Source organism: Bradyrhizobium sp. IAR9 (assembly GCF_013408065.1).
GTDB lineage: Bacteria > Pseudomonadota > Alphaproteobacteria > Rhizobiales > Xanthobacteraceae > Bradyrhizobium.
This window is the reverse complement of sequence record NZ_JACBZW010000012.1, coordinates 266,382-290,221: the sequence shown is the minus strand read 5'-3', so window position 1 is coordinate 290,221 and position 23,840 is coordinate 266,382. Positions and strand designations below refer to the sequence as shown.

The 23,840-nt window shown below is 65.4% G+C and carries 20 protein-coding genes; 1 reads left to right on the top strand and 19 read right to left on the bottom strand.

Features of this window, described 5'->3' with window-relative positions:
- Positions 1–205: 205 nt before the first annotated feature.
- The 8 genes from GGD67_RS28595 to GGD67_RS28560 all read right to left on the bottom strand — a co-directional run bounded on the left by GGD67_RS28595 (position 206) and on the right by GGD67_RS28560 (position 10,343).
- Entirely contained in the window at positions 206–1,411 is a 1,206-nt protein-coding gene (locus GGD67_RS28595) for a calcium-binding protein (protein ID WP_179737539.1), read from the bottom strand.
- Positions 1,412–1,651: 240 nt separating this feature from the next.
- Positions 1,652–2,935 (bottom strand): hypothetical protein, encoded by a 1,284-nt coding sequence (locus GGD67_RS28590; protein ID WP_312009886.1) that lies wholly within the window; start codon positions 2,933–2,935, stop codon positions 1,652–1,654.
- Between the two features lie 491 nt (positions 2,936–3,426).
- The gene (locus GGD67_RS28585) at positions 3,427–4,923 is read right to left on the bottom strand and encodes an ABC transporter substrate-binding protein (RefSeq protein ID WP_179737537.1); all 1,497 of its coding nucleotides are present in this window, start codon (positions 4,921–4,923) and stop codon (positions 3,427–3,429) included.
- A 56-nt stretch (positions 4,924–4,979) separates the two neighbouring features.
- The gene (locus tag GGD67_RS28580; protein ID WP_179737535.1) at positions 4,980–5,984 is read right to left on the bottom strand and encodes an ABC transporter ATP-binding protein; all 1,005 of its coding nucleotides are present in this window, start codon (positions 5,982–5,984) and stop codon (positions 4,980–4,982) included.
- The gene (locus tag GGD67_RS28575) at positions 5,981–6,994 is read right to left on the bottom strand and encodes an ABC transporter ATP-binding protein (protein WP_179737526.1); all 1,014 of its coding nucleotides are present in this window, start codon (positions 6,992–6,994) and stop codon (positions 5,981–5,983) included. Before GGD67_RS28575 ends, GGD67_RS28580 begins: the two co-directional genes overlap by 4 nt.
- 2 nt (positions 6,995–6,996) lie before the next feature.
- Positions 6,997–7,890 (bottom strand): ABC transporter permease, encoded by an 894-nt coding sequence (locus GGD67_RS28570; protein WP_092256267.1) that lies wholly within the window; start codon positions 7,888–7,890, stop codon positions 6,997–6,999.
- The gene (locus GGD67_RS28565; RefSeq protein ID WP_179737524.1) at positions 7,887–8,837 is read right to left on the bottom strand and encodes an ABC transporter permease; all 951 of its coding nucleotides are present in this window, start codon (positions 8,835–8,837) and stop codon (positions 7,887–7,889) included. The genes GGD67_RS28570 and GGD67_RS28565 overlap by 4 nt, the downstream gene beginning before the upstream one ends.
- An 84-nt stretch (positions 8,838–8,921) precedes the next feature.
- Entirely contained in the window at positions 8,922–10,343 is a 1,422-nt protein-coding gene (locus GGD67_RS28560) for an amidase (RefSeq protein WP_179737556.1), read from the bottom strand.
- A gap of 126 nt (positions 10,344–10,469) precedes the next feature.
- On the opposite strand from GGD67_RS28560, the gene GGD67_RS28555 reads away from it, so the two are divergent.
- A complete protein-coding gene (locus GGD67_RS28555; RefSeq protein WP_018315929.1) occupies positions 10,470–11,357 on the top strand; it encodes a LysR family transcriptional regulator in 888 nt (295 codons plus the stop codon).
- Between the two features lie 166 nt (positions 11,358–11,523).
- On the opposite strand, the gene GGD67_RS28550 is transcribed toward GGD67_RS28555, so the two are convergent.
- From GGD67_RS28550 to GGD67_RS28500, 11 genes are all read right to left on the bottom strand, one after another.
- Positions 11,524–12,459: a carbohydrate kinase gene (locus GGD67_RS28550; RefSeq protein WP_179737523.1), complete on the bottom strand. Its 936-nt coding sequence runs from the start codon at positions 12,457–12,459 to the stop codon at positions 11,524–11,526.
- Positions 12,460–12,464: 5 nt separating this feature from the next.
- Positions 12,465–14,111 (bottom strand): FGGY-family carbohydrate kinase, encoded by a 1,647-nt coding sequence (locus tag GGD67_RS28545; protein WP_179737521.1) that lies wholly within the window; start codon positions 14,109–14,111, stop codon positions 12,465–12,467.
- Between the two features lie 40 nt (positions 14,112–14,151).
- Complete coding sequence (locus GGD67_RS28540; protein WP_018315926.1) at positions 14,152–14,925, bottom strand: SDR family NAD(P)-dependent oxidoreductase; 774 nt, start codon at positions 14,923–14,925, stop codon at positions 14,152–14,154.
- Between the two features lie 20 nt (positions 14,926–14,945).
- A complete protein-coding gene (locus tag GGD67_RS28535; protein WP_018315925.1) occupies positions 14,946–15,953 on the bottom strand; it encodes an ABC transporter ATP-binding protein in 1,008 nt (335 codons plus the stop codon).
- 15 nt (positions 15,954–15,968) lie between these two features.
- Positions 15,969–16,799: a carbohydrate ABC transporter permease gene (locus tag GGD67_RS28530; protein ID WP_018315924.1), complete on the bottom strand. Its 831-nt coding sequence runs from the start codon at positions 16,797–16,799 to the stop codon at positions 15,969–15,971.
- 3 nt (positions 16,800–16,802) lie between these two features.
- Entirely contained in the window at positions 16,803–17,675 is an 873-nt protein-coding gene (locus GGD67_RS28525) for a carbohydrate ABC transporter permease (protein WP_026201575.1), read from the bottom strand.
- Positions 17,676–17,760: 85 nt separating this feature from the next.
- Positions 17,761–19,074: a sugar ABC transporter substrate-binding protein gene (locus tag GGD67_RS28520; protein ID WP_018315922.1), complete on the bottom strand. Its 1,314-nt coding sequence runs from the start codon at positions 19,072–19,074 to the stop codon at positions 17,761–17,763.
- 327 nt (positions 19,075–19,401) lie between these two features.
- Complete coding sequence (locus tag GGD67_RS28515) at positions 19,402–20,352, bottom strand: sugar-binding transcriptional regulator (RefSeq protein ID WP_179737519.1); 951 nt, start codon at positions 20,350–20,352, stop codon at positions 19,402–19,404.
- Between the two features lie 7 nt (positions 20,353–20,359).
- A complete protein-coding gene (locus GGD67_RS28510; RefSeq protein ID WP_179737517.1) occupies positions 20,360–21,022 on the bottom strand; it encodes an HAD family hydrolase in 663 nt (220 codons plus the stop codon).
- Positions 21,023–21,095: 73 nt separating this feature from the next.
- Positions 21,096–23,012: a nitric oxide reductase activation protein NorD gene (locus tag GGD67_RS28505; RefSeq protein WP_179737515.1), complete on the bottom strand. Its 1,917-nt coding sequence runs from the start codon at positions 23,010–23,012 to the stop codon at positions 21,096–21,098.
- A 10-nt stretch (positions 23,013–23,022) separates the two neighbouring features.
- Positions 23,023–23,832: a CbbQ/NirQ/NorQ/GpvN family protein gene (locus GGD67_RS28500; RefSeq protein WP_018315918.1), complete on the bottom strand. Its 810-nt coding sequence runs from the start codon at positions 23,830–23,832 to the stop codon at positions 23,023–23,025.
- Positions 23,833–23,840 lie beyond the last annotated feature (8 nt).

Sequence of the window (23,840 nt, the reverse complement as noted above, 5' to 3'; positions counted from 1 at the left end):
GCAACGAAGCGCTTCATTCCAGCCCCCCGCAAATCGTGCGGGAATCATATCGCGCGAATCACATCAAGCGCAGCGTTTTCACACAGCCAGGGTCAGAAGCGGTCGTTCAAGCGCCGAAGTGCTAGCGCTGCTGGGCGGCCAAGATGCAACCCGAGTCTCGCCCCGCCGCAGGCGGGGCGAGATCGTTGCTTCCAGAGCAACTCGCTCAGATGAGGAAGTCGGTCTGGTGCAGGCTCGCCGCGTGGACGCCGTCGAGCGTGATGCTGTCGCTCGCCGACAGATGAATCACGGCGTCGCCGGCGGCATTGTCGCTGATCAGGCTCGACAGCGCCGTCCAGTCCGCAAACCCGTAATCGTGCACATTGATCAGGTCGTGCTCGGTCACCGTGCTGCCGACCGCCTTGTTGCCCTGATCGAAATCGGTGATCAGGTCATTGCCGGAGCCGGTGTTGAAGACGAAGGTGTCGCTGTTTCCGCCGCCGGAAAGCTGGTCGTCGCCGGTGCCGCCGTTGAGAATATCCCTGCCGCCGGTGATCGAGCCCGGCGTCGCGGGGGCATAGTTCGCGGCATCACCATAGAGGTGATCGTTGGTTGCTCCGCCGGTGAGAATATCGTTACCGCCTTGGGCATTGCCGGACATGGTCCGCGCATCGCCGAAGAGCTCCGGGTTCGTATAATGGAGGCTGTCGATGCCATCGAACTCGATTGTGAGAATATCATCTCCCCCTTGGGCATTGTCGGTCAGCGAGGTCGCCGAATCTCCGTAGCCGAATCCAGCGGTCCAGACGACGTCGGTGCCGAAGGTGAAGGTGATGTTGTCGTTGCCACCATGCGCATCGCCGCCGATGGAGCCGATGGAATCGCCGCTAGCTGTCGCAAAGCCCTGCATGGTGTTCACAGTGATGTCGAGCGTGTCATTGCCGCCCTGCGCCGTGCCGCTCATGGAACCGCCGGCATCGCCGGCGTACACATGGTCGTAGCTTCGCCAGCCCACCGCGCTCGTGATGGTGTCACTGCCGCCGTGCGAATTGCCCGACATGTCGCCGGCGACATCACCGAAAACATGCACGTCGGTGTAAAGCGAATCGGCCCCGACACTGATCGTGTCGTTGCCGCCCCTGGCGTCGTCGGTCATTGCCCGGGCGTCGCCGACCACGAGGAAGGCATTCCAGCCGTAGCTCCCGGTAACGGTCAGGGTGTCGTTGCCGCCGCGGGAGTGGCCATGCAACGTCGTGTCGTCCTCGCCGAAGATCGTGACGTCAACTTCCGGCTGGGTGACGGTGACCGTCACGGTGTCGTTGCCGCCCCAGGCATCCGTGGTGGTCGGAAAATTCGGATCACCGTAGAGGGTTTCGATCTGACCAAACTGGTCGAGCAGGACGTCGATGGTGTCGTTCGGCAGATATTGCATGGCGTAACTCCCATTTCATTGTCGGAAGCGGGGCTCATGTCGCTGGAATTTTTGCGCGACGTGCTGTGACCACGCTTCACGGAGACGAATTTAGTTCTGGTCGATGGCGGAGGTTTGCTGGAATTCGGGACAGAGTTTGATGGCGACGGGTTCGTTGCGCCGTGCGGCGAAACTCGTCATTGCGCAGCCGCGATGGCGCTCCGCGTCGCGGGGCGACACCGCCGCTCTTGCTCTGCGCCTTCAGATGATGAAGTCGGTTGGATGCAGGTTCGCCGTGTGAACCCCGTCCAGCGTGATTGAATCATTGGCGGAAAGATGGATCACGGCATCGCCGGCGGAGTTGTCGCTGATCAGTTTCGACAGCGCCGTCCAGTCTGCAAAGCCGTAGTCCTGCACGTCGACCAGATCCTGTTCCACCGCGGTGCTGCCGACGGCCTTGTTGCCCTGACCGAAGTCGACGATCGTGTCGTTGCCCGAGCCGGTGTTGAAGACGAACAAGTCGCTGTTTCCCCCGCCCCACATCCGGTCGTCGCCAGCCCCGCCGTTCAGCGTGTCGACGCCGCCGGTGATCGAGCCTGGTGTCGCCGGTTCGTAGATTCGCGCGTCGCCATACATGAAATCTCGGCCCGCGCCGCCGTTGAGGACGTCGTTGCCGCCATGGGAATTGCCCACCATGGTCGGCGCATCGCCGTACATCTGCGCGCCGGCTTCCGCATACTGGCCGTCGAGCTTGACGGTGAGCACATCGTCGCCGCCTTGGGCGAAGTCCATCAGGGTTTCAGCCGAATCCCCGAACAAGGCTCCGCTCGAGATGGGGCTGCCACCGTTCAAGGTGACGGTCAGGTTGTCGTTGCCGCCCTGCGCGAGCCCCCTCAGGGAACCGATGGCGTCTCCGCTGACGGTCGCCCCGCCATCCGTCGTGAGCACGCTGACATCGAGTGTGTCGTTGCCGCCATGCGTGGTGTCCATCATGGAACCGCCGGCATCGCCGGCGAACAGATTGGCGCCGCCGCGCCACGCGATTGAGCCGGTGATGTCGTCATGGCCGCCCTGCGCATTGCCCGACATGTCGCCGGCGACATCCCCGAACGCTGAGATCGTCGTGTAGATGGTGCGGCCGGCATCCGCGACGATGGTGTCGTTGCCGCCCTTGGCATCATCGATCATCGACTGGGTATCGCCAATCACGACGGCGGTGTCCCAGCCGCCGTCGATGTCGGCGATCAGTGTGTCGTTTCCGCCTTGGGAATGACCAAGCAACATCGTGTGGTCGTCACCGAAGATCGTGAGTTTTGCATTGAGCGCGGCGACACTGGCGGTCACGGTGTCGTTGCCGCCCACGACGTCGGTGGATGCCGGAAAGCCGGGGTCTCCATACACGGTCGCGATTTGGCCAAATTGGTCAAGCGTGACGTCGTAGGTGTCGTTCGGCAGATGCTGCATGGCGTAACTCCCATTTTCATTGTCGGAAGCGGACCTGACGCCTGCAGAGCTTTCTTTTTTGCAAGACGCGTTGTTGACCACGCTTCACCGGGAGCGAATCTACCTTTGGTAGATGGCAGAGATTTGCAGGAATTCGGGAGAGAGTTTGATCGCGCGCATGGAACCGCGGCTGCGTCGTGCGGATCGTCACCTCAGATTGCGCATCCGTGAAGGTTTGATGACCTGCTGGCAAAAGCAGCCGAGCGAACGCCGGCGCATCTGCTTGCGACTCCACCAGGCGGCATCGGCATCTTCACGGCGTGCCTCGCCCGACAGCGGCCCGAACCACGAGACCGCGATGATGGAATATTGCCGGTGTTTTGCCCGACGGGTCAATATTCCGGCGTATCGACCATTGAACGACGCAACGCACAAGCCATTGCGACGCAACGTGCAAGCCATTGAAATGACTATGCCCGGCTACTGTGCATGGGGTTGTTTTTCAGTTTTTTGTTTGGACGCGCCAAACGAATGGCCTCTCCCCGATGGGAGAGGCCAAGATTGACGCGATACGCTCGACTTGATGGAGGGCCCTACTCCCAGGACCATGTCGAGAAATCATTCTCGTACTGCGGGACGTCCTTCCAGACGCCCTTCAGCTTCTTGGCTGTAATGGTGATCAGCTGCGGCTGATAGAGGTAGGCGGAGACGGCGTCGGTGGCCAGCATGCGCTGGGCGTCGCCGAGCAGCTTGGCGCGAGCGGCCTCCTCGGGCGTCGACACGATCTGCTTGTAGAGTGCGTTGAACTTCTCGTTGTTGTAGCCGAGGTAGTAATCCGGCTCGGTGATCTTCACGAGATCGAACGGTTCGACATGGCTGACGATGGTGAGGTCGAAATTGTGCGGACCGTTGCCGGCGAACACCTGCGACAGCCATTGCGCCCATTCGACGTTCTCGATCTTGGCGACGATGCCGACCTTGGCGAGCTGGGCCGCGGCGATCTCGCCGCCCTGCCGCGCATAGGACGGCGGCGGCAGCTTGAGCGACAATTCGAGCGGCGTGGTGACGCCGGCTTCAGTGAGCAGCTTCTTGGCCTTCTCGGGGTCGTAGGGATTGATGCCGGTCGTGTCGACATAGCCGAGCGCCCCCGGCACATAGAAGCTACCGATCGGCGTGCCGAAGCCGTCGACGGCGCCGTCGATCATGGCCTTGCGGTCGATCGCGGCGAGGATGGCGCGGCGGACGCGGACGTCGTCCAGCGGCTTCTTGCGATGGTTGATCGCGACGATGGTCTTAGCCCTGGAGCCGCCGACCAGCACCGTGAAACGCGGATCGGCTTTGAACTGGGCCAGGGCGCGCGACGCGGCGACGCGCGGGAACGCATCGACGTCGCCCGACAGCAGCGCCGCCACCTGCGCGGCCGGATCGGAGATGAAGCGGATCGTCACCTTCGAAAGCTTGATCGCCGAGGCGTTGCGATAATCGGCCCACTTATTCAGCGTGATCGAGGAGCCTTTGGCCCAGGCGCCGAGCTGATAGGGCCCGGTGCCGACCGGCTGCGTCACGTTGGTCGGCGCGCTCTTCGGCTCGACGATCGAGCCGCCCGCCTGGCCGAGCAAGAACGGCAGGTTCGGCTCGGAATATTTCACCGTGATCACGATGGTGTCGGCGTCGGGCGCCTCGACCTTCTCGAAGGCCTGATAGAGGCTCTTGTCCTTGTTGGTGCTGGTCGGCGCGGCGTTGCGCTCGAACGAGAACTTCACCGCGGCGGAATCGAATGCCTCGCCGTTATGGAATTTGACGCCCTTGCGCAGCTTGAACGTATAGGTCTTCAGGTCCGGCGAAGCGGTCCAGCTCTCCGCCAGCAAGGGCGAAACGGAGCCGTCCTCGTTGATCTTGGTCAGGGTCTCGTAGATGTTGTAGAGCGTGACCTCGGCGATCGCGGCGGCGGCGGCGTTGGTCGGATCGAGCCCCGGCGGCTCCAGCGCCATGGCCATGACGACGCTGTCCTTCTTGCTCTGCGCCAGCACCGGCAGAGGCGCCGCGACCAGCGCGGCAGCAAATGCGACGATGGATAGTTTCCTGAACATCTCGTAACTCCCCGGCCTGCTGTCTTCGTGAGCCTACGCCAATCCTGCTCCGGACACTAACCTTCCATGGCCGCCTGCGGCAACGCCATCACGGCCTCGGCCTTGTGGCAGGCGGCAAGGTGCCCCTCGCCCACCTTGCGTAACGCAGGCAGGGCCTCGCGGCAATGCTGGTCGGCGAGCGGACAGCGCGCGACATAGGGGCATCCGGCCGCCGCCGCCGATTGCGAGGCGATCGCCTGGCCACCGCGCCGCCGCCGGCCGCCGCCGGCGCGGGCCCGCGGCACCGCCTCCAGCAGCGCTCGCGTATAGGGATGGGCGCAATGCTCGAACAGGTCGTCGGGCCGACCCTGCTCGACGATCCGGCCGAGATACATCACCGCGACCTCGTCGCAGAGATAGTCGACGACAGCGAGGTCATGGCTGATCAGGATGTAGCTCAGCCCGAACTGCTCCTGCAGATCCTGCATCAGGTTCAGCACCTGCGCCTGCACGGAGACGTCGAGCGCGGAGACCGGCTCGTCGGCGACAATCAGCTTCGGCTGGGTGATCAGCGCGCGCGCAATGGCGATGCGCTGGCGCTGGCCGCCGGAGAATTCGTGCGGATATTTCTCCATGTCGGCATCGCGCAAGCCGACCTGGCGCAGCACTGCGGCGACGCGCGCACGAAAAGTGGCGCGGTCGGCGTCTTCCAGCACAGTGAGCGGCTCGGCGACGATGCGGGCGATGGTCTGGCGCGGATCGAGCGAGCCGTAAGGATCCTGGAACACCATCTGGAAATCGCGCCGCGCGCGACGCAGTTCGTCGGGCGGGATACGGTTGAGATCGCGGCCGAGCAGCGCGACCTGGCCCGACGTCGGCCGCTCCAACGCCATCACCAGCCGCGCAAACGTGGATTTGCCGGAGCCGGACTCGCCGACGACGCCGAGGCTCTTGCCGGCGGCGACCTGCACGCTGACGCCATTGAGCGCGCGCACCTGGCCCGGCGGACGGAACAGGCTTTCCCGCGGCAGGGCGTAGCGCTGTTCGAGATCCTTCACGTCGAGAAGAGGCGCAGCGGTCATGCGGACAGCGCTCCGACGTTCTCAGCCATCGAGACATCCGTCCTGATGCAACGCACGACGTGCCGGAGTCCGACGTCGACCATCGGCGGAAGCGCGGCGCGGCACTGATCGATCGCGAGCGGACATCGGTCGGAGAACGTGCACCCCGCCGCCAGATCCGCAAGTTCCGGTACGGTGCCCGAGATCGTCTTCAGCCGCGTCCCCTTGCGCGCGCCGAGCTTCGGCCGGGCGCGGAACAGGCCCTGCGTATAGGGATGCCCCATGCGGCGGAACACCTCGTCGGTCGGCCCGCTCTCGACGACGGTGCCGCCATACATCACCATCATGCGCTGCACGTTCTCGGCGATGACGCCGAGATCGTGCGAGATCAGGATCATCGACATGCCGCGCTCCTCGACGAGATCAGCGATGAGGTCGAGGATCTGGCCCTGGATGGTGACGTCGAGCGCGGTGGTCGGCTCGTCCGCGATCAACAGGTCGGGCTCGCAGGCGAGCGCCATGGCGATGGTGATGCGCTGGCGCTGGCCGCCGGAAAACTGGTGCGGATAGGCGTCGACCCGCCGCGCCGGATCGGGCAGTCCGACGCGGTCGAGCAAGGCGATGGCTTCTTTGCGCGCCTGCGCCGCCGAGTGCTTCTTGTGACGTCGCAGCGGCTCGGCCACCTGATGCCCGATCGTGTGCATCGGATTGAGCGCGGTCATCGGCTCCTGGAAGATCATGCTGATGCGGTTGCCGCGCAGGCGGCAGTAATCGGCATCCGATAAGCCCGCGAGCTCGTTGCCGTCGAGCTTGATGCTGCCCGAGACCACGGCGCTATCGGGCAGCAGGCCCATCAGCGACATCGCGGTGACCGACTTGCCGCAGCCGGACTCGCCGACCAGCCCGAGCGTCTCGCCGCGCTTGAGGGAGAAGCTGACGCCGCGCACGGCCTGTGCCGGCCCGCGGCTGGTGTTGAGGCGGACACCGAGATTGTCGACCTCGATCAGCGGCATGGTGGAGCGCTCGCCCATCGTCATCGCTCCCGTGCCAGTCGGGGATCGAGCAGGTCGCGCAATCCGTCACCGAGAAGATTGAGGCCCAGCACCGCGATCGCGATCGCAGCGCCCGGATAGACCGCGAGCATCGGCGACTGGAACAGCAGCGTCTGCGCATCGTTCAGCATCCGTCCCCAGGACGGCTGTGGCGGCTGCGTGCCGAGACCGAGATAGGACAAAGCGGCTTCAGCCAGGATGGCGAGCGCGAACTGGATGGTGACCTGCACGATCAGGATCGACAGAATATTCGGCAGTACATGCTCGATGGTGATACGGAAGGCCCCCTTGCCTGCGGCGCGCGCGGCCAGCACGAATTCGCGCGCCCAGATCGCGTTGGCGGAGCCGCGCGTCAGCCGGGTCAGCGTCGGGATCTGGAAGATGCCGATCGCGACGATCGAGGTGACCATCCCCGGCCCCACCACCGCGGCGAGCATGATCGCGGACAGCACCGCCGGAAAGGCGAAGGTGAAGTCGGAGAAGCGCATGATGATCTCTTCGGTCCAGCCGCGCCGGGCCGAGGCGATCAGTCCGAGCGTGACCCCGAAGCTGAGACCGATGCTGACGGCGATGACGCCGACCATGATGGTGGCGCGGGCGCCGGCGAGCAGCAGCGAGACGATGTCGCGGCCGAAGGAATCGGTGCCGAGCCAGTGCGCCGCCGATGGCGGCCGCAGCTTCGAGGCGATGTCGATCTCGTAAGGAGACCATGGCGTCCACACCAGCGAAAGCAGCGCCGAGGCGAGCACCAGAAGGCTCAGCGAACCGCCGAGCACGAAGCTGCGATGGCGCAGCGCGCGGCCCCAGAAGGTCTTGGCCGGTACGCGGCGCGCCGCGACCGGCGCGTCAACCGGAGTGGTCAGGGGCGCGCTCACAGGTCGTGGACCTTGATGCGGGGATCGATGAAGGCATAGAGCACGTCGACCACGAAATTGACGATGACGACCATGGTCGCCAGCAGCATCACGCAATTGCGCACCACGATCAGGTCGCGGTTGGCGATCGACTGGAAGATCAGGCGGCCAAGGCCCGGCAGATAGAACACGTTCTCGATCACGATGGTGCCGGCGAGCAGGTTGGCGAATTGCAGCCCCATCACCGTCATGACGGGGATCATGGCATTGCGCAGCACGTGGCTCCACAGCACCTCGCGCTTGCCGAGCCCCTTCGCGCGCGCCGTTCGAACAAAATCCTCGCGCAGCACTTCCAGCACGGCCGAGCGCGTGACCCGCGCCAGGATCGCCGCCTGCACCACCGCGAGCGAGATCGCCGGCAGCAGCAGCGACTTGACGCCGAGCCAGATGCCATCCTCCCAGCCGAAAAATCCCCCTGCCGAGAGCCATTGCAACCGCACCGCGAACAGGAGCACCAAGAGGATCGCGAACCAGAAATTCGGCAGCGCGATGCCGACCTGCGTCAGCGACATCACGCCGACGTCGCCGAGCTTGTTGTGATTGGCGGCGGTATAGATGCCGGCCGAGAGTGCCAGCGTCACCGTGATCGTCATGGCCATGATCGCGAGCGGAATGGTCAGCACCAGCCGCTCCGCGATCAGGCTGGCGACCGGCGTGCCGTAGACATAGGAGTTGCCGAGATCGCCGACGAGGAGGCCCTTGATCCATTGCAAATAGCGAACCGCCAGCGGCTGGTCGAGCCCAAGCTTGACGGTGAGCGCGCGGACCGCATCCGGCGAGGCATCGGCGCCCATCAGCATCTGCGCGGCGTTGCCGGGAAGCGCGTCCAGCACCAGGAAAATGATCAGGGATGCGCCGACCAGGGTCGCCAGCAAGGTCAACAGACGTCGGAGGACAAATACGCTCATGCGCGCTCGGCTTCAGGGCTCAACTGCGGCACGATCAACATGTCCGGGCGGTTGAGGCAAGCCTTTTGCTGCATGCCCATCTCCTCAAGCCGGCCAGCGGGACAGAAGGTCGCTTGAAGCCTCGAACAGCGCGCTGACGCGCAGCAATTCCGCATCGGCACGGAAGCGGCCGACGAGCTGAAGCCCGATCGGCAGGCCGTCTCGGCCAAAGCCAGAGGGCAGACTGACGGCGGGATGGCCGGTCATGTTGAATGGCATGGTCCAGGGGAACCAGTGCGGCCGGACGCTGTCGAAATGCGCTCCGTCGATCTCGATGGAGCCGAACAAATCCTGCTTGATCGGCAGCGCAGTGCGCGTGAGCGTCGGCATCGCCAGGAAGTGTGCGCGCGCAAGCAGCGATTGCACGCGGCGGAACAGCGCGGTACGCGCGAACATCGCCTCCTGATAGTCGACGCCCCTGACCTCGGTCGCAAGCGCGAGCTGCTTGAGGAAGGCCTCGCTCAGCTCGTCCTTGTGCTCGGCTGCGAGTTTTGCAAAGCGCGTGCGCCAGACCGTGTGGTTGATGGCGCGCCAGATCGGCTCGATGTCGAAACCGTCGCCGGAAAATTCCTCGAGCTCGGCGCCGAGCCCCGCCAGCCGGTCGAGGCTCGCCTTGAAGCTGGCTGCGACCTCGGCGGACACCGGACGGCCCGGCGGCGTCAGGCAATACAGGATCCGCTGCCCGCGCAGATCGCCGCGCGGCGCGGCCGTGCCGATGAAATCGGGCACGGGGACGCCGATCGACCAGGGGTCGCAAGCATCCTCGCCTGCCATCGCCTGCATCATCAACGCCGTGTCGGCGACGGTCCGCGTGGTCGGCGTGACATAGGTCTGGTTGCCGAACGCATCGAGCGCCTGACTATGGGGGATGACTCCGTTGCTCTGCTTCAAGCCGACCACGCCGTTGCAGGCGGCGGGAATTCGCGTCGAGCCGCCGCCGTCGGTCGCGATCGCGAGCGGCGCGATGCCGCTGGCCACGGCAACGGCCGCGCCGCCGCTGGAGCCGCCGGAGGACCGGCGCCGATCCCACGCATTGCGGGTGCGGCCGAACAAAGGTGAATCGGTCAGGCACTTGCTGCCGAATTCCGGCGTCGTGGTCTTGCCGATCAGGATCGCGCCTTCGGCGCGCAGCCGCGCCACCGCGACGGCATCCTCCTTCGGCACATTGTCCTTGTAGGGAACGGCGCCGAAGGTGGTCTTGACGCCCTTGGTGTTGACGATGTCCTTGACGGTGACGGGGATGCCGTGGAGCAGGCCGAGCGGCTCGCCGGCCATCATTTTGCGCTCGGCGACGCGCGCCTGCGCCATCGCCTCGTCGCCGCAGAGCGTGATGAAGCAGTTCAACCCGGGCTGGAGCGCCGCGGCGCGCGCGAGCACGGCACTGACGATCTCGACGGGCGAAATCCGCTTTTCGGCGATGAGGCCGCGCAGCTCGGTTGCGGACAGGAGACAGGGATCGCCGTTCATCGTCGTCACATCACGCTCCGAGGCGGGCCGCCGTTGGCCCAAAGCATTGACAGCGAGAATGACAGTTTTGTTAACTCGCCGTCCAATACGATTTTGATGGCCAACCCATACGTTTTTGGTATGCCAATGGATCTTCGCCGCCTCCGCTATTTCGTCGCCGTCGCCGAGACACGCAGCGTCGGCAAGGCCGCCGAGCGGCTGCGGATGGCTCAGCCTCCGCTGTCCGTCCAGATCCGCAAGCTCGAGGCCGAGATCGGCGCGCCGCTGTTCCGCCGAGGCACCCGCGGCATGGACCTGACCGAGGCAGGCCTGGCGCTGCTGGCGCGTGCGAGCGAAGCTCTGGCGCTGGCCGTCGACGGCGCCGAAGCTGCGCGCGCGGTCGCCGCCGGCAAGCGCGGGCGGCTCTCGGTCGGCTACATGTTCGTCCTGGCGAATGCGATGCTGCCGCGGCTCATCCCTGAGCTGCGCCGCTCCATTCCAGGCGTCGATCTCGACTTCGCCGAGCTCAGCGCATCGACGCGCGAGGCCAGGCTGCTTGACCGCAGTGTCACGGTTGCGCTGTGCATGCCGGCCATCAACCATCCTGAGATCCAGGTAGCTCGGATCGGTGCGCAGCCATTCATGCTGGCAATGCCGATCCGCTCGCCGCTCGCACGTCTCGGCGCCGTGCCGATGGCGCGGTTGCAGGGCCGTCCGCTGATCGCGTTGCCGCCTCCGGAGCAAGATCCCGCCTCCTCCGCGGTCGCAGCCCTGCTGCGACGACATCAGATCGTGATGCCGATCGCGAGTCGTGTGGAGACGGTGCATTCGGCGATGAGCCTGGTTCTCGCCGGCGAAGGTCTTGCGATCGTGCCGGCCTGCGCCCAGCTCGGCGCGCCACGCGGCATCGTGTTCAGGCCGCTGCGCGATGCCGCCGATTCCATCGACATCGCTGTGTGCTGGCGGAGGGATTCCCAGAGCCCGCTGATCTCAAGGTTCATAAAATGCGCCGAGAAGGCCGTTGCGCGGATGTGACTCGGTGCCTTCCCCTCTCCCCTTGTGGGAGAGGGTGGATCGCCGCGAAGCGGCGAGGCGGGTGAGGGGTCTCGCGCGGCCAACGAAGCTCTCGCGCTCGTGGGTGCATACCCCTCATCCGGCGCTTCGCGCCACCTTCTCCCACAGGGGAGAAGGGAAAAACGGGCTACCAGCTCCAATTGATCTCATGGCTCCAGGGCGGATCGGCGCCCGGGCGGGTGCAGGTCAGGCCGGCGCAATTGGCGGCAAAGGACAGGGCCCGGCGGAGCTCGTCCCCACCGATGGATTTCAGTTGCTGCCGGGCGAGCCTCCCCTGCTTGTGCAGGGCAAAGAGCAGCGCCGCCTGAAAACTGTCGCCCGCGCCGATCGTGTCGGCGACTTCGACTTTGGGCGCGGCGACCTCGATCTGCCCTGCCCCCGCGTGCCATGCGATCGCGCCGTTGTTGCCGCGGGTGATGACGACGAGGCGCGTGCCCTGCCCGAGCAGCGCCTCCGCCCGCTGCTCATAAGGCTCGTCGCCGAAGAGATAGGCGAAGTCGACGTCGGACATCTTGATGAGATCGGCGCAGCCAGTGAACTCGGCCATGCGCGCCAGGTAAGCCGGCTTGTCCTTGACCAGATTGGGCCGACAGTTCGGATCGAACGAGATCGTCGACGACGCCCACGCGTCCGCGATCAGCGCTGTCGTCTCGGCCGCGCCCTGGTCGTTGACGAGTGTGGTCGAGCCGACATGAACGGCGTCCACATGCGCGAACGGAATCGTCCCGCGCCGGTAGGTCCAGTTCCGCGTCGCGGTTCCGGCGTCGTAGAAGGCATAATGCGATTCGCCCGCGACGATGCGGACGAAAGCGAGCGTGGTCTGGTGATCACTGCGGGTGGCGAGATTGAGGTCGACGTTGGAGGCCGCCGCATGATCTGCAATCATCCGCCCGAACAAATCGGTCGAGATGCCGCCGACGAATCCAGTGGGTGCGCCCAGCCGGGCCATGCCGATGGCGACGTTGAGACAGGAGCCGCCGACCGCCGGCATCACCGCCTCGCGCCCCTGCGCATTTCCCGTCGGCACGAAATCGATCAGCGCATCGCCGCAGGCAATCAGCATGTCCTTCAACCTCTCGCGATGTCGGCCATCGCCGCGCGGCTGCCGCGATCGACGTCGCGCAGGAGCTTATAGACCTCGCGCTTGCGGGCGTGAAACGCGGCCATGTCGGGCGCGGTCGGCTCGCTCTTCCGTCCCAGCGCCGACATTTTTGCCATGGTCTCGCCGATCGAGGCATAGGCGCCGCCGGCCACCGCCCCCAGCATCGCAGCCCCCAGCAGCACCGGCTCCCTGGTCTGCGGCAGCGCGACGGTGAGGCCCGTCGTATCCGCCATGATCTGCCGCACCAACGGGCTGCGGCTCGCACCGCCCCCCATGATCATGATGCTGGAGCGAACGCCATGCGCGGCAAATGCCTCGATCACCTCGGCGAGCCCATAAGCGAGTCCGCACAGGCCGGCGACGAACAGCCGCTCCATCGCGGCGATGTCGGTGTCGAGATCGAGGCCCGCGATCACCGCGCGCGTATCGGGGTCGGCGTAGGGCGAGCGGTTGCCGATAAATTCGGGCAGAACATGGATGTCGCGGGCGAGCAGCGCGGCGCGGCTGGCGCTGCCTGCGCGTGCGATAATGCGGCGCTCGAGGAAGTCGATGAGGTCGAGACCCCCGCTGCGCGCCGCCGCGCTCGCCTCGGTATGGCCGGGATGCGATTTGAGGAGATGGTCGATCGCCGCGCCCGCAGCCGACTGGCCGCCCTCGTTGAGCCAGAAATCAGGAACCATGCCGGAGTAATAAGGCCCCCACACGCCGGGGACGAAGCACGGCTCGGTCGTCGTCGCCATGATGCAGGCCGACGTTCCCATGATGTAGGCAAGCCGGTCGCTGACATCGCTCGCCCCGCCCGATCCGTCGCGGCCGCCGATCGCGCCGATGCCGCCGGCATGCGCATCGATCAGCGACGCGCCGACCGGTATGCCCGGCGACAAGCCGAGTTCGGCAGCGGCCGTGGCGGTGAGCCCCGCGCCGAGCCACGTGCCGGGGGCGACGATCTCGGTGCCGATGCGGGCGTATTTCTCGTTGACGAAGTCGGACAGGCCGATGCGCTTGAAGAATTGCGCGCTCCAGCCGCCGCCGTCATGGGCGAGATAGTTCCATTTGCAGGTGACGGTGCAGGTCGAGCGCTGGAGCGATCCCGTCGCGCGCCAGGTCAGATAATCCGCGAGGTCGAAGAAGTGTCCGGCGGCGTCGAAGCTCGCGCGCAGGTGCCGCTTCAGCCATAATAGCTTCGGCATCTCCATCTCGGGCGAGATCGAGCCGCCGACATAGCGCAGCACGGCGTCCTCAGTCTCGTTGATCAGCCGCGCCTCGGCGATGGCGCGATGATCCATCCAGACGATGACATTGCGTTGCTTGTCGCCGGATGTGCTGACCGTGAGCGGCTCGCCCTGCCTGTCGAGGACAACCAGCGAACAGGTCGCGTCAAAGCCGATGCCGCCGACACTGTCGGGCGCGATGGCGGCTTCCGCCATTGCAGCCCGCACCGACGTCGCGCAGGCCTCCCAGATGTCCTGGGACGATTGCTCGACGATATCGCCGGCCTCGTGCCAGATCCGGATCGGATGCCGGGCGGTGGCCAAAAGCGTGCCGGCCTCGTCAAACACTCCGGCCCGCGTGCTGGTGGTCCCCACGTCGACGCCGATATACGCTCGCGGCATTGTCGCTCCCGGTCGCTTTCCGTCAGCTTTGACGGTGAACCTACCAGCAAGTATAGCCGCCATCCACCAGCACGATGCTGCCGGTCATCAGGCTCGCCGCTTCGGAGCTCAGGAACAACACGACCGAGGCGATCTCCTCGACCTGCCCCATCCGTGCCATCGGGGTTCCGCCGATCCAGGCGTCATACATCTTGGCGTTGCTCTTCACGAAGGCGTTCAGCGGGGTCTCGATATAGGTCGGCGCCACCGCATTGACGCGGATGCCCCGCGCGCCCCATTCGGCGGCCAGCGATTTGGTCAAATGATGCACCCCCGCCTTGGAGGCATTGTAGAAGCACTGCTCCTGCGGCTTGTTGACGATGAAGCCGGACATCGAGCCGACATTGACGATGGCGCCGCTCCCGGCCTTGAGCATGTGCTTGCCGAATTCGCGGCAGCACCAGAAGGTGCCGTTGAGATTGACGTCGATGACGTTGAGCCAGTGCTCGTCGGTAACGGTCTCCGCCGGGGTTTCGCTGCGGGCGATGCCGGCATTGTTGACGAGGATGTCGACTTTGCCATGGCGGGCGACGAGGTCGTTCGCGACCTCCGCCACGCGCTTGGTGTCGGTCACGTCCATGATCGCGGTCTCCACGTCAAAGCCCTTCGCCTTCAGGCTGGCCTTGGCGCTGTCGGCGACCTTGCTGTCGCGGTCGCCGATGATGACCCTGGCGCCGGCTTCGGCCAGCGCTTCCGCGCAGCCAAGGCCGATGCCCTGCCCGCCGCCAGTGATGAACGCGGTCTTGCCGTTCAGCTTGAATTTTTCCAGGTACATGGTGGTCTTCCCGTTTCTTGTTAGTTCCGAAGCGCGTTACCGCCGTCGTCGAAGCGATGGATGCGCGCGGGGTCCGGCACCAGCGACACGCGGTCGCCGGCATGCAGGCTCAGCTCGCCGATGTAGCGTGCGGTCAGCATGCCGAGCGGACCGGCATCGACGTAAAGGAAGGTGTCGCTGCCAAGATGCTCGGCCACCGCGATGGTCCCCTGCCAGCCTCCGGTGCCATCGCGGTCAATCTTGAGGTGCTCCGGCCGGACGCCGATGGTGGCCGCACCACGTTGCAACGCGAGCTCGCCGGTGACGAAATTCATCTTGGGCGAACCTATGAAGCCGGCAACGAAGAGATTGGCCGGCCGCTCGTAGAGCTCCAGGGGCGAGCCATATTGCTCGATCTTGCCGCCGTTGAGGACGACGATCTTGTCGGCCATGGTCATGGCCTCGACTTGGTCGTGGGTGACGTAGATCGCGGTGGTGCCGAGCTGCTTCTGCAGCCGCGTCACCTCGATGCGCATCTGCACGCGCAGCGCCGCATCGAGGTTGGAGAGCGGCTCGTCGAACAGGAAGGCCTTGGGCTCGCGCACGATGGCGCGGCCGATCGCGACGCGCTGGCGCTGGCCGCCGGAAAGCTCGCGCGGCTTGCGGTCGAGATAGGGCGTGAGGTTCAGCGTCGCGGCGGCCGCCTCGACCTTGCGGTTGATCTCGTCCTTGGCGAGGCCCGCCATCTTCAGGCCGAAGCCGATATTGCCGCGCACGCTCATATGCGGATAGAGCGCGTAGGACTGGAACACCATCGAGAGACCGCGCTTGGCCGGCGGCGTATCGACGACGTTCTTGCCGTCGATCAGGATCTTGCCGCCAGAGACGTCTTCGAGCCCGGCGATAAGCCGCAGGAGCGTGGTCTTGCCGCAGCCGGAGGGGCCCACGAACACCACGAAGGAGCCGTCGGCGATGTCGAGGTCGGCGCCCTTGATGATGTGCACCGGGCCGAAGGATTTCTGCACGCCCTGAAGTGTGATCTGACCCATGATCCGGCAGCCCTTCTACTTCACCGCGCCGAAGGTGAGCCCGCGCACGAGCTGCTTCTGGCTGAACCAACCGAGGACGAGAATGGGCGCGATCGCCAGCGTCGAGGCCGCCGACAGCTTTGCCCAGAACAGCCCTTCCGGGCTCGAATAGGAGGCGATGAACGTGGTGAGCGGCGCAGCGTTCGACGTCGACAGATTGAGCGTCCAGAACGCCTCGTTCCAGGCCAGGATCAAATTGAGCAGCATGGTCGAGGCCAGGCCCGGGATCGCCATCGGCGTCAAGACATAGACGAGTTCGCGGCCGATGGTGGCGCCGTCCATGCGCGCGGCTTCAAGGATGTCGCGCGGGATCTCCTTGAAATAGGTGAACAGCATCCAGATCACGATCGGCAAGTTTCCGAGACACAGGATGAAGACGAGGCCAATGCGGGAATCGAGCAGGCCGAAGGTCTTGTAGATCAGGTAGATCGGCACCAGCACGCCGACCGGCGGCATCATCTTGGTCGAGAGCATCCAGAGCAGGATGTCCTTGGTGCGCTTGGTCGGCGAGAACGCCATCGACCAGGCGGCGGGGATCGCGATCAGAAGCGCAATCAGCGTCGAGCCGCCTGCGATGATGACCGAGTTCATGGCGTGGTGGAAATAGTCGCTGCGCTCCTGCACGGTCGCATAGTTTTCGGTGGTCCAGTGGAAGAACAGGAAGGATGGCGGGATGGCGAAGGCCTCCAGCTCGGTCTTGAAGCTCGCCAGCACCATCCAGAGGATCGGGAAGAAGATCAGGAAGCCGAAGAACCACGCCCCGATTGTCGATATCACCACCCGCCGCGTCGTCGCCATCCGAGCCATGCTTCAAGCCTCCAGATTGCGGCCGACGATGCGGACGAGGAAGAAGGCGACGACGTTGGCGATCACGACAGCAACGAGGCCGCCCGCGGAGGCGCTGCCGACGTCGAACTGGATCAGCGCCTGCGCATAGATCAGGAAGGCGATGTTGGTGGTTTGCAGGCCCGGGCCACCGCCGGTGGTGACATAAATTTCCGCAAAGACCGTGAGCAGGAAGATCGTCTCGATCAGGATCACCACGGTGATGGGCCGCGCCAAGTGCGGCAGCGTGATGTAGATGAAGGTCGAGACGGCGCTGGCGCCGTCCATCTCGGCGGCCTCCTTCTGCTCCTCGTCGAGCGATTGCAGCGCGGTGAGCAGGATCAGCGTCGCGAAGGGCAGCCACTGCCACGTCACGATCAGGATGACGGCAAACAGCGGCACGTCGTTGAACCAGTCGATCGGCGTCAGATGGAACAGCGAGGCGAGCCAGGCGAACAGGCCGGACACCGGATGCATCAGCAAGTTCTTCCAGACCAGCGCGCTCACCGTCGGCATCACGAAGAACGGTGCGATCACCATCAGCCGCACGAAATTGCGTCCAATCACCGGCTGGTCCATCAGCAGCGCCAGCGGAATCCCGAGCAGGATCGTCAGCGCCAGTACCGAGCCGACCAGCACCAGCGTGTTCTGGAGCGAAGCCAGGAAGGCGGGATCGGTGAGGAAGTAGCGGAAGTTCTCCAGCCCGATGAATGATTCCGAGCCGGGATCGAGCAGGCTGTAATGCAGCGTCGAGAAATAGATCGTCAGCGCCAGCGGGACGATCATCCAGATGAACAGCAGCCCGACGGCCGGCGTCAGGAGCGAGCGCGCAAGGGTCTGCGTCTGCCGGGTTGCCATCAACGCTTCTCCGCTGGCGGGAAGAAGGCGGCCATCCATGACGCTGGATGGCCGCTAGTCTGAGCTCAGGAGGAAGAGCTCGGGTTCACTTGATGTAGCCGGCGCGCTTCATCTCGCGCTCGGTTGCCGATTGCGCCGCGGTGAGCGCGGCATCGACGGTCATCGAGCCCGCAAGCGCGGCGGAGAATTGCTGGCCGACCTGGGTGCCGATGCCCTGGAATTCGGGGATCGCAGCGTATTGCACGCCGACATAAGGCACCGGCTTCACCGTCGGCTTGTTCGGATCGGCCGCGTCGATCGAGGCCAGCGTCAGCTTGGCGAACGGGGCGACCTTCAGATATTCATCATTCTTGTAAAGCGAGGTGCGCGTGCCTGGCGGCACGTTGGCCCAGCCCTCCTTCGATGCCACGAGCTTGGTGTAGTCCTTGCTCGTCGCCCAGGCGATGAATTTCTCGGCGGCTTCCATCTTCTTGGAGCCGGCGGGGATCGCAAGATTCCAGGCCCACAGCCAGTTGGCGTTCTTGCCGAGCCCGGTGTTGGGCGCGAGCGCGAAACCGACCTTGTCGGCGACCTTGGAATCCTTCGGATTGGTGACGAAGGACGCCGCCACCGTGGCGTCGATCCACATCGCGCATTTGCCGGCGTTGAACAGCGCCAGGTTCTCGTTGAAGCCGTTGGAACTCGCGCCGGGAGGGCCGGCTTCCTTCATCAGATTGACATAGGTCGTGAGCGTCGTCTTCCATTCCGGCGTGTTGAACTGCGGTTCCCACTTCTCATCGAACCAGCGCGCACCGTAGGAATTGGCCATGGCCGAGAGGAACGCCATGTTCTCGCCCCAGCCGGCCTTGCCGCGCAGGCAGATGCCGTAGGTGCCGGCGCTCTTGTCGGTCAGCTTCTTGGCGGCGTCGATCACGAAATCCCAGGTCGGCTTTTCCGGCATCTTCAGGCCGGCCTTCTCGAACAGATCGGTGCGATACATCACCATCGAGCTTTCGCCGTAGAACGGCGCGGCATAGAGCTTGCCGTCGACGGAAACCGCATCCTTGATCTTGGGCAGGAGGTCGGCGACGTCGTAATCGCCGCCGAGATTGGCGAGCGGCACCAGCCAGCCCTTCTTGGCCCAGATCGGCACCTCATAGGTGCCGATGGTGAGGACGTCGAACTGACCGCCCTTGGTGGCGATGTCGGTGGTGACGCGCTGGCGCAGCACGTTCTCCTCCAACGTCACCCATTTCACGGTGATATCGGGGTACTTCTTGGTGAATTCAGCCGTCAGCCCCTGCATGCGGATCATGTCGCCATTGTTGACGGTGGCGATCGTCAGGGTCGTTTCGGCCATCGCGGGGACGGCCAGCAACAGAACAGACGCGCCACAGACGGCGCCCAAGACATGTTTCACGGTGACCTCCCTCAAATTCGCGTTTTGAGCATATGCCCACGCGTTGGGCGTATGTTCAACGCAAGGGAGGAGGATTGTCAAGCAGGCGCAAAGCCGTTTGCGCAACTTATGAGTGCTGCGGTGCGGAAGGAGTTGCGAGCGAATGGAAGAGGATGGCGCGGCTTGCTCCACCTCTCCCGCTTGCGGGAGAGGTCGGATCGCATCGAAGATGCGATACGGGTGAGGGCTTTCACCTCTTGGGGAGTCTTCCCAGCGGAAAGACCCTCTCCCCACCCCTCTCCCGCAAGCGGGAGAGGGAGCCAAGTCCCGCAGCCGCGCCAGTTCGCCCTACCGCTCCAAAATCGCCTGCGCGGTCGTTTCGTCGGTAATCAGCCCGTTGATTAGGCCGCCGTTCAGCGCTGCCGCGATCGCCGGCACCTTGGCGGCACCGACCGCGGCGGCGATGGTGGTGGTCTTCGCCGGCACTTCGGGCGGGATGCTGGTGAGGCGCTTGTTGGTGCCGGCCTTGAGCAGGCGGCCCTTGGAATCATAGGCCCAGCCGGTGATCTCGCCGATGGCACCCAGCCGCATCATCTCGAACAATTCGTCACGGGTGACGAAACCGTCGACATGCACCTGGGCCTTCTGGTCCATCTGGCCGATGCCGACGAGGCGCAAGTCCGCCTTGGCCGCGACCGCCTTCACCTTGGCGATCGGCTCGATGCGGACCATCTTGTTGCGCTCGTCCTCGGACGACATCAGGAACGGCAGCGGCATCGGATAGTGCCGCGCACCGGTGCGGTCGGCGAGCCGGCCGACGGTGTCATAGAAGCTCGCCGAACCATCGGCGGAGATGTTGCCGACCAGTGAGACGATCTGGTGATTGGGCCGGTCGATCGGCGTGACGCGCTCGACTGCGGCGCGCACCGCCCGGCCGGTGCCGAGCGCGACGATCACGGGCGTCTCCGAACGCAGCGTCGCATCGAGCAGATTGGCGCAGCGTTCGGCGATGCCGGAAGTAGCCTGCGGCGCCGCCGGATCGGCCGGCACCACCTCGCAGTGAGCGAGATCGAAACGCTCCTTCAGGCGCGCCGCGAGTTCCATGCAGGCGGCGATGGGGTGTTCGAGCCGGAAGGTGATGAGACGCTCGGCAAGGCACAACGAGACCAGCCGTTGCGCCGAGGCACGCGAGACCTGGAGCATCCTTGCGATCTCGTCCTGGGTGTGACCGGCGATGAAATACAGCCAGCCGGCGCGCGCGGCGTCGTCGAGTCGGGATTTGTCGTTCTCGGCGGCCATGCGGGCCTCACGCCTCCCAGAAATCGCTCATGCGCGCAAAGACCCGGTCGGCCCCCGCCTCGGACAATATAGCCCGGCCGTCGCGACCGCGATAATGGTTGCCGCCGACAAATCCCCAGACCGTCATGCCGGCCGCCTTGCCCGCCTGCACGCCGCTGACGCTGTCCTCGATCACCAGGGTACGCGCAGGTTGCGCGCCCATCTTCTCGGCCGCAAGGAGAAAGAGATCGGGCGCCGGCTTGCCATTCCTGACCATTTGCGCGGTATAGATCCGCTCACCGAAATGCGCCCGCAAGTCCGTGACGTCGAGAGAGAGCGAGACGCGGTCGATGTCGCTCGACGACGCCACGCAAAACGGCATTCGCAGGTCGGACATGATGGCGGCAACGCCGGGGATCGGCCGGAGTGAGCCCGCGAACGTCGCCAGCACATGCGACTTCAGGCGCGGCAGAAAGCCATCCGGCACGATCTGCCCGAGATCACGATAATGCTGCTCGATCGCCTTGGTGCTGCGCCCGAGAAAAAGCTCGAGCGCCTGCGTCTGGGTGAGCGCAATGCCGAATTCGGCCAGCACCTCGGACAGACACTGGCAGCTCAAAAGCTCGCTGTCGACGAGTACGCCGTCGCAGTCGAAGATGATCAGGTCGGGTTTTGACCGGAAGTCGTCCATCCGGCCATTCGATCATATACCCAGCTGATGAGCAATAGTTCGAGGGGGAAGCGTCGCCGCGGCCTTCCCCCTGTTAGTGCGCGACCTGCCGGTAGATCGCCGGCAGCGCCGCGGGCAGCCGCTTGATGTTGCCGACGATGGCATAGCCGCCGCGCCCGAACAGGGTCGGGAAATAGGATTGCGCGGTTGCGTCCACCGTGACGCCGAAGGCGGCGATGCCGAGCCGGCGTGCCTCTTGCACCGACTTGCGGGTGTCTTCGAGCGCGAAGCGGCCCTCGTAATGGTCGACGTCGTTCGGCTTGCCGTCGGTGAGGACGAGCAGCAGCTTCTTGCGCTGCGGCTGGCGGGCGAGCTCGGCTGCGGCGTGGCGCACCGCCGCGCCGATCCGCGTGTAATAGCCCGGCTTCAGCGCGCCGATGCGACGCTCGACCGTCCCGCTCATCGGCTCACCAAAGGCCTTGACCGTCTCGAGCCGCACCCAGGACCGCCGGCGCGAAGTGAAGGTGAGGATGCTGTGGTGATCGCCGCAGGCCGAAATCCCGTGGGCGAGCGCCAGCAGCGCCTCCTTCTCGACGTCGAGCACGCGGTAGCCGTCGACCCAGGCGTCCGTGGACAGCGAGACGTCGACGAGTAGCGTGACGGCGAGATCGTGCCCTTGCGGGCGCATCGCGACGTGGATGCGATCGAGACCGCTACTGCTGCCGGCGCGGAGGTCGCAGCGCGCGCGCACCAGTGCGTCGAGGTCGAGATCGTGTCCGTCGAGCTGGGCGCGCATCAATTCGTGACGCGGCCGCAACACCTCGAAGCGGCGGCGCACCTGGCGGATGTGCCGGCGCATGGCATGGTCGGGGGTCCAGCTCTCACCCTGCTCGGAGGCCGCACCCGCCAGCACGCGGCAATGATCGGGCAGATAGGATCCGCTGCGGTAATCCCATTCGGGATAGGTAAGGTCCGCACTCAGCCGCGACGCATCGAGGGCCTCCGGCGGCAGATCGAGATCGAACTTGAACCGGCTCGCCGGCTTACCGGTGCGGCGGCTGAGCGTGATCTCCTCGAGATCGTCGGCCGCTTTCTGCGCATCCTCGTCTTCACTGTCGTCGGCCGGACGGTCGACATTGACCATCTCGGCCATCGCGAGGATCTTCTCGAAGCGGTTGAGCACGAAGGGATCGCGGCGGTTGGCATTGTCCTCGCGCTCGCGGACGGCAAAGCGCTTGCGATTGTCCTGGGCCTCGGGCTCGGCGCCCGGGGCACATTCGTCCTCGCCTGCATGCGCGGGCGAGAGCTCGCGCGTCCAGCAATCCCCCCAGAGCGGGCACGGCAGGATCGAGTGATAGCCCGGCGGCGCCTTGTCCGGCAGCGGGCCCGTTCCCATCATCGCCGGCCACAGACTACCCGCAGGCGCCTTGCCGGCGCCGAGCAAGGCCAAGACGATCTGCTCGGCTTCCTGCTCGATGCGCGGCAAAGGGCGACGAGGCCGGGCCTCGGCGGTTGCTGCGGCGAGTTGGGTGTAATCGGCGACGAGCCCGGGGAATTGCGTGAGCACCCAGACCGCCGTCTCACTTGCCCGGCGCAACACCAGAAGATCCCGCCGCAGCGGATCGGCTTCCGTGATCGTCTCGATCGGTGCAGCTGCGAACCATGCCGCAAGCCAGCGATAGAGCGCCGCGTTCAAGGCGCGGTCGGGAAAGATCGAGATCTGATCGGGCAGGAAGATGGTCGCCGCGTCACGACCCGGCTGCTCGAGGCGCTCGTCACCGAGGCCGATGCGCTGCCGCCAGCCGAGACGGTGCCCCGATTTTCGCGCGCCCGCGCTTGCGATCTGAACCCCGGTCTCGCCGCCGAGCGCGCGGAACATCACCGCGAGCCGGCCTCTCACCTCGGTCAGTGCCACGGCGTGATCATCGTGAACCGGATAGCTCGCGGTGCCGCCGACCATCCTGTGCCAGGCGCGGCCGACCGTCTCCTCCAGTTCGAGGAAGTCGAGCATGGGCGCGGCCTCACCCGATGACGGCGCGTGAGACGTCCAGCAGCGCCGCCTTCACGTCGGAATCGTCGGTGAGCGGCTCGATCATGCCGGCCAGCACGGCATCGGCGATCGGCGTGCCCGCGGCAATCAGGGTCGCGCAATAGACCACGAGCCGGGTCGAGACGCCCTCCTCCAGGTCGTGGCCCTTCAGCGCGCGCAGCCGACCAGCCAGCCCCACCAGCGGCCGCACGCGCTCCGGCGACAGTCCGCTTTCGGCGGACACGACGGCGATCTCCTGCTCGGGCGGCAGGAAGCCGAATTCGATGGCGATGAAGCGCTGCCGCGTCGATGGCTTCAGCGCCTTCAGCAGCGTCTGGTAGCCGGGGTTGTAAGAGACCACGAGCATGAAGCTGTTCGGCGCCACCAGCTCCTCGCCGGTCCGCTCCAGCGGCAGGATGCGGCGATCGTCGGTCAGAGGATGCAGCACCACGGTGACGTCCTTGCGCGCCTCCACGACCTCGTCGAGATAGCAGATGCCGCCCTCGCGCACCGCGCGCGTCAGGGGACCATCGGTCCACACGGTGTCGCCGCCCCTGAGCAAATAGCGGCCGGTGAGATCGGCGGCAGTGAGGTCGTCATGACAGGCGACTGTATGAAGCGGCAGGCCCAGCCGCGCCGCCATATGCGCGACGAAGCGCGTCTTGCCGCAGCCGGTCGGCCCCTTGAGCAAAACCGGCAGACGACGCCGCCAGGCATGCTCGAAAAGCTCGCATTCGTTTCCGGATGGAACATAGGCCGGCAGCTCGGGGGCCGAGGTTACCGTGTGAAGGGCAGCTTTCATGATGTCTC